The organism is Micromonospora sp. NPDC093277, assembly GCF_044765245.1.
Lineage (GTDB): Bacteria > Actinomycetota > Actinomycetes > Mycobacteriales > Micromonosporaceae > Micromonospora.
Window position 1 is genome coordinate 1 of sequence record NZ_JBIWJO010000001.1, and the last position, 13,035, is coordinate 13,035.

Below are 13,035 nucleotides of genomic sequence, written 5' to 3' on the forward strand. Positions count from 1 at the left end.
AGCTCAAGAAGATCAAGATCCGCAAGGCGGGTCCGGTCCGGCTGACCGCCGCCGCCTGCCCGCAGTACCCCACCAAGCTCTAAGGGGTCCGGCGTGGGGGGGGGGGGGGGGGGGGGGGGCGCCCCCCCCCCCCCCGGCCCCCCCCCGCCGGCACGATCAGGCCCGCGCCATCCGCGACACGCCGATGAACTCCATGATCGCCTGGTTGACCTCGTCGGCGTGGGTCCACGGGGTGCCGTGCGGGGCGCCCTTCAAGGTGATCAGCTTCGCGTTGGGCAGCATGTGCGCCAACCGCTGCCCGGTCGCCGGATAGGGCAGCACGGCGTCCTTGTCGCCCTGGATGAGCAGCACGGGTACGTCGATCCGGGGCAGGTCGTTGCGGAAGTCCGTCTGCCAGGCGTCCACGCTGTCGTGGGTGGCCCGGGCCGACGCCCGTGCGCCGATCTCCCAGTGCCCCCGGAACGCGTCCTCGCTGACCCGCTTGCCCTTGTTCTCGTCGAAGTTGAAGAAGTTCTGGCAGAACTGGGTCAGGTAGGCGAACCGGTCGGCACGGATCGCCTGCTGGAAGCCGTCGAAGAGCTGCTTGTCGACGCCCTCCGGGTTGTCCGCCGTCTTCAACAGGAACGGCGCCAACGGGGCCAACAGCACCGCCCGGTCCACCCGGTTCGACCCGTACGTGCCCAGATAGCGGGTTATCTCGCCGGTGCCCATCGAGTGCCCGATCAGGATCGCGTTGCGCAGGTCCAGCTCGGTCATCAGCACGTCCAGGTCGGACGCGAAGGTGTCGTAGTCGTATCCCATGGTCGGCTGGGCGGAGGCGCCGAAACCGCGCCGGTCGTACGTGATCGTCCGGTAACCGGCGTTCAACAGCGGGTTGGACACCTTCTCCCAGGTCGCGCCGTTGAACGGGAAGCCGTGGATGAGCACCACGGGCTGGCCGGATCCGTGGTCCTCGTAGTACAGGTCGATGGGCGCGGAGTTCTCCGTGCCGACGGTGACGAAGGGCATGTCGGGTCTCCTGAGCTGGGATGCCATCGCGGACCCCGGCGGATTCCCGCGCCGCCCCCGGTTATGCCCGCGGGTACGGCAGGTCCGCCACCTGGTCGTCGGTCACCTCGGCGCCCGGCGCCCAGGTCTCGTAGACGCCCCGCTCGTGGCACTGCGCCCCGGTGGCCGCCATCGCGTCCGGGTCCGGCCGGCGCAGCCGCAGGCGCAGCCAGCCCGACTCCTCCCAGAGCACCAGGCAGGGCACCCCGCGCCAGGCGGCGAGGCGCAGCCGCCGGGCCGCCGACTCCACCGGGTACCGGGCCGCCCGGGTCATCGCCAGCACCCGGAACCCGCCGGGCTGGTCGGCCACCGCCTCGTACTCGTTCTCGCGGTAGACACCGACGAGCCGCGTCGAGCGGGGCGTGTCGCCGGTCGGCATGTACTCCTGGTCCGGGGAGAGCCCGGGCACCGCGGACAGCAGGTGCCGCCACTGCGGGCCTACCATCCGCAGCCAGCCCCGCTGCTCCGCCTGGTAGGTGTAGAGCACCACCTCCACCCCCTCGGCCGGGTAGGCGACCAGGGCGGCGTTGGCCGGCATCGGCAGGTCGGCGAAGTCCCGGGTGACGAACTCCGGGATGAGCTGGGCGTTGCTCGGCACGAACCCGGTACCCAGCACCGGCGGCCCGAGCCGGTCGCGGGGCGGCAGGGCGATGAGCCCCTGGTGCGCCGGCCCGATTGGCACGTCGTAGTCGCCCGGGCCGGCGGCCCGCCAGCGCAGCGCGTACGCCACGTCGCCGGCCTCGCCGTCGCCGCGCAGCACCGCCAGCCCGGTCGGCGTACGCAGGTGGGCCACGTCGTGTTCCCGGTAGCAGAAGCCGTGCGGCAGCAGGCCCCGCACGTAGCCGGCGAACTGGCGGGCGGAGAGCACCTTCACCATCCGGGTGCCCGGCCGGATCACCGCCGAGCCGCGCACCGCGGCCAGCGTCGCGTCCCCGGCCGCGCCCGGCTGCTGGCTGAGCTGGTGCAGGTACGACCAGGCGCGCTCCCGATGCACCGGCATCAGCAGCGGCGGGTCCGTCTCCTCGGTCGGCGGGCTGCCGCCGTGCACCGCGGTCACCTCGGTGACGTGCGCGAACTTCCGCCACGGATACGCCACGCCCGATCGGGGCGCCCACTCGAAGCCGGGCACCTCCTCGGCGCTGAACAACTCGTACGCCGCGCCCCGGGCGATCTCCTCCGCCGGGTGGACGCGGCCGTCGTACGTCACATGCAGCCCGGTCCCGCTGGCCTGAGGGGTGACGGTCACGATCCGCACGGTAAGCGCGACACATGTTGCGGGTGTGAACAGGTGATGGCGGTCCGGGAACACCGGCCACCGGCGGTGTGTGATGCTGGCCGCGATGACCGAGCAGACCGAAACCCGCAAGCAGCGGGCCGCCCGCCGGGCCGGGGAGTTCCCGCCCGCGCCCGAGGCGCTGGCCGTCCCGGTGCTGGACAGCCACACCCACCTCGACATCACCGTCAGCGAATTCGGCGTGCCCCCGGTCGGCGAGCCGGGATCGCCGGCGAACGGCGACTCGACCGGTGGACCCGCCGCCGACCCGGTCGCCGCGGCGGTCGCGGTGGCCGCCGCCGTCGGCGTCGACCGGCTGGTCCAGGTCGGCGTGGACGTCGAGTCGTCCCGCTGGGGTGCCGACGTCGCCGATCAGCACCGCGCGGTGCTGGCCACCGTGGCGCTGCACCCGAACGAGGCGCCCCGGCTGGCCGACCTGGACGAGGCGCTGCGCGAGATCGAGTCCCTCGCCGCCCGGGACCGGGTACGCGGGGTCGGCGAGACCGGGATGGACTTCTTCCGTACCGGGGACGAGGGCCGGGCCGCGCAGGAGGAGAGCTTCCGGGCGCACATCGCCGTCGCCAAGCGGTACGGCAAGGCGCTGGTCATCCACGACCGGGACGCGCACGCCGACGTGCTGCGCGTCCTCGACGACGAGGGCGCCCCCGACACGGTCGTGATGCACTGCTTCTCCGGCGACGCCGACTTCGCCCGGGAGTGTGTACGCCGGGGCTACCTGCTCAGCTTCGCCGGCACGGTCACCTTCGGCAGTGCCGGGGCGCTCCGCGCGGCCGCCACGGTGACCCCGATCGAGCAGATGCTGGTGGAGACCGACGCTCCGTACCTGACCCCGATGCCGTACCGGGGCCGGCCGAACGCGTCGTACCTGATCCCGCTGACCATCCGGTTCCTGGCCGAGACCACCGGCACCGACCTGGACACCCTCTGCGCCACCATCTCCACCACCGGCGACCGCGCCTTCGGTCCGTGGTGAAAGGAGGGGCCCTTGTTAACGCCTCGCGTTGTACAAGGGGCCCCTCCTAACCTGAGCGGCGAGGCGAATACGCTACGGGGCGTGACCGGACTCCTCGGCCCGGCGGAGATCCGGGAACTCGCCGCGCGCCTCGGCGTGATGCCGACCAAGAAGCTCGGCCAGAACTTCGTGCACGACCCGAACACCGTCCGCCGGATCGTCGCCAGCGCGGGGCTCGCCCCCGACGACGTGGCGCTGGAGGTCGGCCCCGGGCTCGGCTCGCTCACCCTGGCCCTGCTCCCGGTCGCCGCGCACGTGCACGCCGTGGAACTCGACCCCAAGCTGGCCGCCGCGCTGCCGGAGACCGCCGCCCGGTTCGCCGGCCCGGACGCCGCCCGACTCACCGTGCACCCCGCCGACGCGCTGCGGGTCACCGCCGCGGAACTGGCCGACCCGGCGCCCACCGCGCTGGTGGCGAACCTGCCGTACAACGTCGCCGTGCCGGTGGTGCTGCACCTGCTCGCCGAACTGCCCACCCTGCGGCACGGCCTGGTGATGGTGCAGAAGGAGGTCGCCGACCGGCTCGTCGCCGGTCCCGGCTCGAAGGTGTACGGCGTCCCCTCGGTCAAGCTCGCCTGGTACTCCCGGGCCCGGGCCGCCGGCAAGGTCCCGCCGAACGTGTTCTGGCCGGTGCCGAACGTCGACTCGGGACTGGTCGCCTTCTCCCGCCGGGAGCCGCCCCGCGCCGACGTACGCCGGGAGGCGGTCTTCGCGGTGGTGGACGCGGCGTTCGCGCAGCGCCGGAAGACCCTGCGCGCCGCCCTGGCCGGCTGGGCCGGCGGCGCCGACCGGGCGGCTGCCGCGCTCACCGCCGCGGGCGTCGACCCGGGCGCCCGCGGCGAGTCGCTGACCGTGGAGCAGTTCGCCGCCGTCGCCGCGTCGGCCCCGACCGGGCCCGTCGCGGACCAGTAGGCTGGGCGCCGTTGCCCGACCCCGCCGAGGAGTTGATCGTGGAGAAGCCGTTCGACATCCGCCTGTGCCCGCGGGACATCGTCCTGTGACCGAGGCCTGGCGACCGGACGACGAGGACGAGCAGCGGCGCGGGGCCGGCGGGCCGGTCAAGGTCCGGGTGCCCGCCAAGGTCAACCTGCACCTCGGGGTGGGGCCGCTGCGCGGGGACGGGTACCACGAGCTGAACACGGTCTACCACGCGATCTCCATCTACGACGAGTTGACCGCCCGTCGCGGCGACACCCTCATCCTCACCATGGAGGGCGAGGGCACCGGGGAGCTGGCCCTCGACGACTCCAACCTGGTGATCCGGGCCGCCCACGCCCTCGCCGGGTACGCCGGCGTCCTGCCCCACGCCCGGCTGCACCTGCGTAAGCAGATCCCGCTCGCCGGCGGGCTGGCCGGTGGCAGCGCCGACGCCGCTGCCGCGCTGGTGGCCTGCGACGCGCTCTGGGGCACCGGGCTGTCCCGGGAACAGTTGGCCGACATCGCCGCCGACCTCGGCTCCGACGTGCCGTTCCTGATTTACGGCGGCACCGCGCTCGGCACCGGCCGGGGCGAGGCGGTCAGCCCGGTGCTGGCCCGCCCCACCTCCTGGCACTGGGTGGTGGCGATCGCCGACGTCGGCCTCTCCACCCCGGCCGCGTACCGGGAACTGGACCGGCTCCGCGACGCCGGCACCGCCGGTGAGCCGCTGGGCAGCACCGACGGGCTGCTCGCCGCGTTGCGCCAGCGCGATCCGCGGGTCCTCGCCGCCGCGCTCGGCAACGATCTCCAGGACGCCGCGTTGACCATGCGCCCGTCGCTGGCCGCCACCCTCAAGGCGGGGGAGGCCGCGGGCGCGTTCGCCGGCATCGTCTCCGGCTCGGGCCCGACCTGCGTCTTCCTGGCCACCGACGAGGCGGACGCCCGGCGGATCGCCGCCGAACTGGAGGCCGCCGAGGTGTGCCGGGAGGCCTGGGTCGCCCACGGCCCGGTCGCCGGCGCCCGCGTCGTCTGACCCGCGTCTCGAGGTCCCGACCGATCCAGTCCGCCTCCGGTCGGCCCGCTGTTCGCCCGGCCCCATGATCGACACGCCTTGCGGCAAAGTGTGGTCAAATCCGGCGACGAGACCACGCTTTGCCGCAATCGGAGTCGATCTGGGCGGCGTGGGCCGGACGGTCGGCCGCGTACGCTGAGAGGCGGGCGTCCCCAGGTGCCGACCGCGGCACCGGGACGCCTTGATCATGAAAGGTGGGAGAGTGGCCAACATCGTCAACCTGGACCGGGTGTCCAAGGGGTACGGCACCGCGGGGCCGCTGCTCACCGACGTCTCGCTCGGCCTGGACGACACCGACCGGGTCGGCGTCGTCGGCCTCAACGGCGCCGGGAAGTCCACCCTGCTGCGGCTGCTCACCCGCACCGAGGAACCCGACGACGGCCGGGTCACCCACCGCCGCGACCTCCGGGTCTCCTGGCTGCCGCAGACCCTGCACCTCGCCCCCGACGCCACCGTCCGCGACGTCGTCCTCGGCACCGCCTGGCTCGGCGAGAGCATGGGCGCCGAGCACGAGTGGGCCGGCGACGCCGGAGTCCGGGCCATCCTCGACGGCCTCGGCATGCCGCACCTCGGCCTCGACGCGCCGGTCGGGCCGATGTCCGGTGGTGAGCGCCGCCGCGTCGCGCTCGCCGCGCTGCTGGTCCGCGACGCCGACCTGCTCATCCTCGACGAGCCCACCAACCACCTCGACGTCGGTGGCGTCGACTGGCTGGCCAGGCACCTGGTCACCCGCAAGGGCGCCCTCGTCGTGGTCACCCACGACCGGTGGTTCCTCGACGCCGTCTGCACCACCACCTGGGAGGTCGCCGACCAGGCCGTCCGGGCGTACGAGGGTGGCTTCGCCGCCTGGATCCTTGCCCGCGCCGAGCGGCAGCGGGTCGCCGCCGCCACCGAGGCCCGCCGGCAGAACCTGCTCCGCAAGGAGATCGCCTGGCTGCGCCGCGGCGCGCCCGCCCGTACCTCGAAGCCGAAGTTCCGCATCGAGGCGGCCAACGCGCTCATCGCCGACGTCCCGCCGCCGCGCGACACCATGTCGCTGCAGCGGCTCGCCACCGCCCGGCTCGGCAAGCAGGTGTACGACCTGGATCAGATCACCCTGCACGCGGGCCCGAAGGAGATCCTGCACGACGTCACCTGGCAGGTCGGCCCCGGCGACCGGGTCGCCATCCTGGGCCGCAACGGCGCCGGCAAGACCACCCTGCTGCGCATGCTGGCCGGCATCACCCGCCCCGACGGCGGGCACTTCACCACCGGGCAGACCGTGCGGCCCGCGTTCCTCTCCCAGGAACTCGCCGAACTCCCCGGCGAGCTGCGCGTCCTCGAGGCCGTCGAGGAGGTGGCCCGGCGCGTCCAGTTCGGCGACCGGGAGATCAGCGCCGCCCAGCTCGCCGAGATCTTCGGCTTCGACGACCGGCGGCTCTGGACCCCGATCAGCGACCTGTCCGGCGGCGAACGCCGCCGGCTGCAGATGCTCCGGCTGCTCGCCGGCGAGCCCAACGTGCTCCTCTTCGACGAGCCCACCAACGACCTGGACACCGACACCCTCGCCGCGCTGGAGGACCTGCTCGACTCCTGGCCCGGCACCATCATCGTGGCCAGCCACGACCGCTACCTGATCGAGCGGGTCGCCGACGTGGCGTACGGGATGTTCGGCGACGGGCGGCTGGTGCACCTGCCCGGCGGGGTCGACGAATACCTGGCCCGGGCCGCCGCGGGCGGCGGCCCGGCACCGGCCGACCTCACCCCGGCCGGGACCGCCCCGCCCCGCGAGGGCATGTCCGCGGCCGAGGTACGCACCGCGAAGAAGGAGCTGGGCAAGCTGGAACGGCAGATCGCCAAGCTGGAGCAGAAGGAGGCCGACCTGCTCGACCAGCTCGCCACGCACGCCACCGACTACGCGAGGGTCGCCGAGCTGGACGCCCAACTGAAGGAGCTGCGGGCCGACCGGGAACGCACCGAGGAGGCCTGGCTCGTCCTCGCCGAGGAAATGCCGGCCGGCTGATCTCGACACCCGGGTGGGGGGTGTGCGGCGTCACATCTCGTCGTACGGGACAATCACCAGCGACCCCGTATCCGAACGGTCTTGGAGACGCAGACATGTCCCACACCCCCGTCAACCACCCCGCGCGGCCGATCTACCGGGCGATCGGCGGGCTCGTTGGTCTGTACTTCGTCCTCTTCGGCGTGTTCGGCATGATCACGACCGCCGACAGCGAGGCGCTCGCCCAGGACGACACCCTCAAGGTCCTCGGCCAGGGCGCCAACCTCGGCTTCTCGCTGCTCTCCGTCGTGTTCGGGGCCGTGATCCTGCTCGGCATCGCGATCGGCCGCAACCTCGACGTCGTGATCAACCAGTGGCTCGCCTACGTGCTGATGCTCCTCGGCCTGGCCGAGCTGGCGTTCCTGCACACCGACGCCAACATCTTCAACTTCTCGATCATGACCGTCATCGTGGTGCTGACCCTCGGCATGGTGCTCCTGATGGCCGGCATGTACGGCAAGGTCGGCACCGACGAGGAGCAGGAGGCCTGGCAGAAGGCCCGGCTCGTGCTCTGATCCGCAGCCCGCTCCGAAGGCCCGGCTCGTGCCGGGCCTTCGGCGTTTCCGGGGACGGCTCCAGCCGCCAGGGGGGACAATCTTCCCGAAACGGTCATTCGGTTGGAGGACCCATGGCGCACTTCCCGGTGAACCACCCCGCACGGCCGCTCTACCGCGTCCTCGCCGGACTCATCGGGCTCTACATCCTGGCGTTCGGGGTGTACGGGGTCGTCCTCACCTGGAACAGGGGCCTCTTCGGCCGGGGCAGCGACTGGGCCCTCGGGCTCCGCACCAACCTGGCCTTCTCCCTGGTCTCCGTGATCTTCGGCGCGTTCCTGCTGATCGGGGCGTCCCGGCGCGGCAACCTCGGCCACTACATGAACCTGACCGCCGGGGTGGTCTTCCTCTTCACCGGCCTGCTCATGATGTCCGTGCTCCAGACGACGGCGAACTTCCTCAACTTCTCGATGTCCACCGTCATCGTGTCGCTGCTGTTCGGGCTGGTCCTGCTCGCCACCGGCCTCTACGACAAGGTTGGCCCCCCGGAGCACGCCGCGGCCGAACACGAACGCCGCCGCCACCCGGTCGCCGAACGCCACCGCTGACCCGACCCCCGGCCGCGCTCTCAGCCCGGCTTGCGGAACGTGATCAGGCCCGGCTTCGCCTCCAGATGCGACAGGCCGTTCCAGGCCAGGTTCACCAGGTGCGCCGCGACCGTCTCCTTCCGCGGCTTGCGCACCTCCAGCCACCAGCGCCCGGTCAACGCCACCATGCCCACCAGCGCCTGCGAGTACAGCTCGGCCAGCTTCGGGTCGTACCCCCGGCTGGAGAACTCGGCGCCGAGGATGTGCTCCACCTGGTGCGCCACATCGTTCATCACACTGCTGAAGTTGCCCGTCGCCGACAGCAGCGGCGACTCCCGGACCAGCACCCGGAACCCGCTGGTCTCCTCCTCGATGTACGTCAGCAGCGTCAACGCCGCCTGCTCCAGCAACTCTCGCGGATGCCCCGCGGTCAACGCGCTGGTGATCCGCTCCAGCAGCGACCGGACCTCGCGGTCCACCACCACCGCGTACAGGCCCTCCTTGCCGCCGAAGTGCTCGTACACCACCGGCTTGGAGACCTTGGCCCGGGCGGCAACCTCCTCGATCGAGGTGGCGTCGAACCCGCGCTCGGCGAAGATCTGTCGGGCGATCGAGATCAACTGCTCACGGCGCTGCGCCGCGGACATCCGTACCCGGGAAGAGGACTTCGCCGCCGGGACCGCCCGCCGCCGGGCCTTGCCGGCGTCGTCGCCCGGAACCTCGGTCATCTCGTCACCTCGCCGGCGCTCGGTGACGCCCTGCCGTGGGATCTGCCCGCTCATCGGGACGCCTCGCCGATCCGTGGCCCTGCCGGATCGCCAGCCAGGTGGCGCTGAAGCTCGGTCACCCGGCCATCCTGCCAGGCCGCCGCATTGTTGGCTGACCGTTTACCGCCGCGCCACCGTGGCCGACAGGTCACGGCTCCGCCGGTTACCGCCGCGCCACCGGCCGGCCGGTCACGGCTGCGCCGGGCGGTCGTTCACCGCTTCGGGCTCGACCGGCCGGACCTGGGTCCGCTCCGGCCCCACCAGCTTCGCGTTGATCCGCTCCGACTTCGGCCACCGGACCGCCCACACCGCGCCGGTCCGCTCCAACAGCCAGATCACCCGAGCCGACGGGTCGAGCTGACCCCGCAGCACCCCGTGCCGCGCGCTGGTCGGCTCGGCGTGGTGCAGGTTGTGCCAGCTCTCCCCGAACGACAGCAGCGCCAGCGGCCAGAAGTTCGCGGCGCGGTCGCCCTGACGGACCGCGAAGGGCCGCTCCCCATAGACGTGGCAGACCGAGTTGATCGCCCAGGTGACGTGGTGCAGCAGCGCGATCCGGACCAGCGCGCCCCAGAAGAACGCGGTCAGCGCGCCCTGCCACGATCCGGTGAGCAGCCCGCCCATCGCCGCCGGCCCGAGCAGGGAGACCAGCACCAGCTGCGAGAAGAGCCGGTCGACCCGGCGGGTGGCCGGGTCGGCGAGCAGATCCGGGGCGAACCGATCCCGGTTGGACAGCTCCCGGTTGAACAGCCAGCCGACGTGCGCGTGGAACATCCCGCGGGTCAGCCCGCGGACGCTCGCCCCGAACCGCCACGGCGAGTGCGGGTCGCCCTCCAGGTCGGAGAAGGCGTGGTGCCGGCGGTGGTCCGCCACCCACTGGATGACCTCACCCTGCACCGCGAACGAACCGGCCACCGCGAGCGCCACCCGCAGCCAGGGCTTCGCCCGGAACGAGCCGTGGGTGAAGTACCGGTGGTAGCCGACGGTGACGCCGAGGCCGGAGAGCATGTACCAGAAGGCGGCCACGAGGACGTCGCTCCAGCCCAGCCAGCCGCCCCAGGCCACCGGGACGGCGGCGAGCAGGGCGAGGAACGGGACGACCACGAAGCCCCAGAGGGCGATCAGGATGCCCCGGGACTGGTGGCCCTCGGTCAGCGGCTTGGGTCCGGTGTTCGGGTCGGTCAGGGCGGTCGCCATGACACCTCCCAGGAAGACTGGTTACGCCTACGTCACCGTAACCAGCGGCCGACCGCGCCGTACCGGACAGTTTGAATCGTGAATGGCCGGGACCTGTCGTACGCCCGTTCTAACCTGCCGAGGTGACTGACGATGACGGCTCAACCACCGAGCGGCGTCCTTACCGCGGCCGAAAGCCGGAGCTCTATGAGAAGGCGCTCGCCCTCCGGCGGGAGGGCTGCCCGGTGGGCGACATCGCGGAGCGGCTCCAGGTGTCGAAGTCGACCGCCTACCTCTGGACCCGTCATCTCCCGCTAGCCCCGGATCTGGTGCGCGAGCGGCGCAGGGCGGCCTCGCAAGCCAGGACGGACGCGCAGTGGAGCGCCCATCGCGCGGCGCGCGACGCGGCCCGGGCCGACATGGTGGCGGCCGCCGGCAGGTGGGTGCGCACGCTGCGCTATCGGGAACTGGTGCTGGTAGGCGCGGCCGTCTACTGGTGTGAAGGAGCGAAGGCCAAGCCCTGGCGCCCGCACGACTGTCGGATTAAGTTCATCAACAGCGATCCGCTGCTGGTGATGCTCTTTCTGCGGTTCCTTGACGCGCTCGGAGTGCCTGCGGCCGACCGGCGGTTCAGGGTGAGCATCCACGAGACCGCCGACGCCGCAGCGGCGGTGCGGTGGTGGGCCGAGTTGGTGGGTGTGTCCCCGGGCGACTTTCAGCGCACGTCCCTCAAGAAGCACCAGCCGGCGACCCGGCGTCGGAACATCGGCGCGGACTATCGTGGCTGCCTGACGATCTGCGTTCTCCGATCCAGCCGAATCTACTGGAAGGTTGAAGGGATCATGAGGGGAATGAGCGATGAGGATCCACCTCGCGACCGGTAAGGTGTAGGCAACGCCAAGGCGGGTCCCGTTTTTGCCCGTTTTCGACCGTCCCGGGTCGTCTAATGGCAGGACGTCAGGTTTTGGTCCTGATTATAGGGGTTCGAATCCTCTCCCGGGAGCTTCTGCCGTTCGGCCGTGCTCGCGTGGTTAGCATGGCCGCGAGACTGTCGCCGTCCCGACGGGAGCCACGTCGTGCCCCAGCCCCGCCTCCGCACCGTAATCGTGCTCGCCGCCGGTGAGGGCAAGCGGATGAAGTCGGCCCTGCCCAAGGTGCTGCACCCGCTGCTCGGCCGTACCCTGCTCGGTCACGTGCTGGCCGCGGCCGATCCGCTGGAGGCGGACCGCACGGTGGTGGTGGTCGGACACGAGGCGGACCAGGTGCGGGCGCACCTGGCCGAGGTCGCCCCCGAGGCCACGCCGGTGCTGCAGGAGCGGCAGCTCGGCACCGGGCACGCGGTCCGGATCGCGCTCGACGCGGTGCCGGAGGTCGCCGGCACGGTGGTGGTGATCAACGGGGATGTGCCGTTGCTGCGGCCGGAGACCGTACGGGCCCTGGTCGAGGCGCACGAGGATGCCGGTGCCGCGGCGACCGTGCTCGCCGCCGAGGTGCCCGACCCGACCGGCCTGGGCCGGATCGTGCGGGACGCCGACGGCCGGCTGGAGCAGATCGTCGAGGAGCGCGACGCCACCCCGGCCCAGCGCGCGCTGCGGGAGATCAACGCGGGCATCTACGCGTTCGACGTGGCGCGGCTGCGGGAGGCGCTGGGCAAGCTTTCCACCGACAACGAGCAGGGCGAGGAATATCTGACCGACGTCTTCGGCCTGCTCCGGGACGGCGGTGAGCCGGTGGCGGTGCACTGCGCCGCCGACCACGCGGAGACGCTGGGCTGCAACGACCGGGTCGAGCTGGCCGGGCTGCGCCGGCTGCTGCGGGACCGGGTGAACGAGGGCTGGATGCGGACCGGGGTGAGCATCCTCGACCCGCACACCACCTGGATCGACGTGACGGTGACCGTCGAGCGGGACGCGGTGATCGACCAGAACACCCAGCTGCAGGGCGCGACGGTGGTCGGCGCGGGCGCGGTGGTCGGCCCGGACACGACGCTGATCGACACCACGGTCGGCGCGGGCGCCGCTGTGGTGCGCAGCCACGCGGTGGGTGCCGAGGTCGGCCCGCAGGCCAGCGTCGGGCCGTACGCCTACCTGCGGCCGGAGTCGCGGCTGGCCCGCAAGGCGAAGGTCGGCACGTTCGTGGAGACCAAGAAGGTCACGATCGGCGAGGGTTCCAAGGTGCCGCACCTGTCGTACGTGGGAGACGCGACGATCGGTGAGCACACCAACATCGGCGCTGCGTCGGTCTTCGTCAACTACGACGGGGTGCGGAAGCACCACACGACGATCGGCAGCCACGCGCGTACCGGGGCGGACAACATGTTCGTCGCGCCGGTGCAGGTGGGCGACGGCGCGTACACGGCGGCGGGCTCGGTGATCGTGGCGGACGTGCCGCCGGGGGCGATGGCGGTGGCCCGGGGTCAGCAGCGCAACGTGGAGGGCTGGGTGCTGCGCAAGCGCGCTGGTACGCCGGCCGCCGAGGCGGCGCAGCGGGCCGGTGAGGATGCGTCGGATGGGGCCGGGGCCGCAAGCGAAGGTGACTGAATCCACGAGGGTGCGGAGTCCGTGGGCGGGCCGGTGAACCCGGGGGATACTGCAACCGAATCCCCGGCTCCACCGCCGCCGGGAACAACC

Annotated in this window: 11 protein-coding genes, 1 tRNA gene and 1 pseudogene; 9 read left to right on the forward strand and 4 right to left on the reverse strand. The window is 72.4% G+C overall.

Annotation, left to right across the window (positions count from 1 at the left end; translation table 11 throughout):
* Positions 1 to 156: 156 nt before the first annotated feature.
* Both ACIRG9_RS00005 and ACIRG9_RS00010 read right to left on the reverse strand, forming a co-directional pair.
* Positions 157 to 1,008 carry an alpha/beta fold hydrolase gene (locus tag ACIRG9_RS00005; RefSeq protein WP_402847907.1) on the reverse strand — a complete coding sequence of 284 codons (852 nt, stop codon included), beginning with the start codon at positions 1,006 to 1,008 and terminating at the stop codon, positions 157 to 159.
* A gap of 61 nt (positions 1,009 to 1,069) precedes the next feature.
* Entirely contained in the window at positions 1,070 to 2,293 is a 1,224-nt protein-coding gene (locus tag ACIRG9_RS00010) for a hypothetical protein (protein ID WP_402847909.1), read from the reverse strand.
* 82 nt (positions 2,294 to 2,375) lie between these two features.
* Between ACIRG9_RS00010 and ACIRG9_RS00015 the strand changes: the two genes are divergently transcribed.
* The 6 genes from ACIRG9_RS00015 to ACIRG9_RS00040 all read left to right on the forward strand — a co-directional run bounded on the left by ACIRG9_RS00015 (position 2,376) and on the right by ACIRG9_RS00040 (position 8,486).
* Complete coding sequence (locus ACIRG9_RS00015; RefSeq protein WP_402847910.1) at positions 2,376 to 3,314, forward strand: TatD family hydrolase; 939 nt, start codon at positions 2,376 to 2,378, stop codon at positions 3,312 to 3,314.
* Positions 3,315 to 3,395: 81 nt separating this feature from the next.
* A complete protein-coding gene (gene rsmA / locus ACIRG9_RS00020; RefSeq protein WP_402847912.1) occupies positions 3,396 to 4,265 on the forward strand; it encodes a 16S rRNA (adenine(1518)-N(6)/adenine(1519)-N(6))-dimethyltransferase RsmA in 870 nt (289 codons plus the stop codon).
* Positions 4,266 to 4,350: 85 nt separating this feature from the next.
* Positions 4,351 to 5,304 (forward strand): 4-(cytidine 5'-diphospho)-2-C-methyl-D-erythritol kinase, encoded by a 954-nt coding sequence (locus tag ACIRG9_RS00025; RefSeq protein WP_402847914.1) that lies wholly within the window; start codon positions 4,351 to 4,353, stop codon positions 5,302 to 5,304.
* 241 nt (positions 5,305 to 5,545) lie between these two features.
* A complete protein-coding gene (locus ACIRG9_RS00030) occupies positions 5,546 to 7,345 on the forward strand; it encodes an ABC-F family ATP-binding cassette domain-containing protein (RefSeq protein WP_402847916.1) in 1,800 nt (599 codons plus the stop codon).
* A 95-nt stretch (positions 7,346 to 7,440) separates the two neighbouring features.
* Positions 7,441 to 7,899, forward strand: a complete 459-nt coding sequence (locus ACIRG9_RS00035) for a DUF4383 domain-containing protein (protein WP_402847918.1) — start codon at positions 7,441 to 7,443, stop codon at positions 7,897 to 7,899.
* A gap of 113 nt (positions 7,900 to 8,012) precedes the next feature.
* Complete coding sequence (locus ACIRG9_RS00040) at positions 8,013 to 8,486, forward strand: DUF4383 domain-containing protein (protein WP_402847919.1); 474 nt, start codon at positions 8,013 to 8,015, stop codon at positions 8,484 to 8,486.
* 20 nt (positions 8,487 to 8,506) lie between these two features.
* Here the strand turns inward: ACIRG9_RS00040 and ACIRG9_RS00045 are convergent, their stop codons facing one another.
* On the reverse strand, positions 8,507 to 9,193 hold the full coding sequence (locus tag ACIRG9_RS00045) for a TetR/AcrR family transcriptional regulator (RefSeq protein ID WP_402850154.1): 687 nt from the start codon (positions 9,191 to 9,193) through the stop codon (positions 8,507 to 8,509).
* A gap of 228 nt (positions 9,194 to 9,421) precedes the next feature.
* Complete coding sequence (locus tag ACIRG9_RS00050) at positions 9,422 to 10,426, reverse strand: acyl-CoA desaturase (protein ID WP_402847921.1); 1,005 nt, start codon at positions 10,424 to 10,426, stop codon at positions 9,422 to 9,424.
* A gap of 122 nt (positions 10,427 to 10,548) precedes the next feature.
* Between ACIRG9_RS00050 and ACIRG9_RS00055 the strand changes: the two genes are divergently transcribed.
* From ACIRG9_RS00055 to glmU, 3 genes and pseudogenes are all read left to right on the forward strand, one after another.
* The gene (locus ACIRG9_RS00055) at positions 10,549 to 11,289 is read left to right on the forward strand and encodes a resolvase (RefSeq protein ID WP_402847923.1); all 741 of its coding nucleotides are present in this window, start codon (positions 10,549 to 10,551) and stop codon (positions 11,287 to 11,289) included.
* 48 nt (positions 11,290 to 11,337) lie between these two features.
* Positions 11,338 to 11,408 (forward strand) — tRNA-Gln (locus ACIRG9_RS00060).
* Between the two features lie 73 nt (positions 11,409 to 11,481).
* Positions 11,482 to 13,005 (forward strand): annotated as a pseudogene (glmU, locus tag ACIRG9_RS00065) (bifunctional UDP-N-acetylglucosamine diphosphorylase/glucosamine-1-phosphate N-acetyltransferase GlmU); the annotation flags it as partial.
* Positions 13,006 to 13,035: the final 30 nt, after the last annotated feature.

Coding starts and splice junctions, on each gene's coding strand:
- ACIRG9_RS00005 (WP_402847907.1), bottom strand. CDS start 1,008: ATGCCCTTCGTCACCGTCGGCACGGAGAACTCCGCGCCCATCGACCTG.
- ACIRG9_RS00040 (WP_402847919.1), top strand. CDS start 8,013: ATGGCGCACTTCCCGGTGAACCACCCCGCACGGCCGCTCTACCGCGTC.
- ACIRG9_RS00035 (WP_402847918.1), top strand. CDS start 7,441: ATGTCCCACACCCCCGTCAACCACCCCGCGCGGCCGATCTACCGGGCG.
- ACIRG9_RS00050 (WP_402847921.1), bottom strand. CDS start 10,426: ATGGCGACCGCCCTGACCGACCCGAACACCGGACCCAAGCCGCTGACC.
- ACIRG9_RS00015 (WP_402847910.1), top strand. CDS start 2,376: ATGCTGGCCGCGATGACCGAGCAGACCGAAACCCGCAAGCAGCGGGCC.
- ACIRG9_RS00045 (WP_402850154.1), bottom strand. CDS start 9,193: ATGACCGAGGTTCCGGGCGACGACGCCGGCAAGGCCCGGCGGCGGGCG.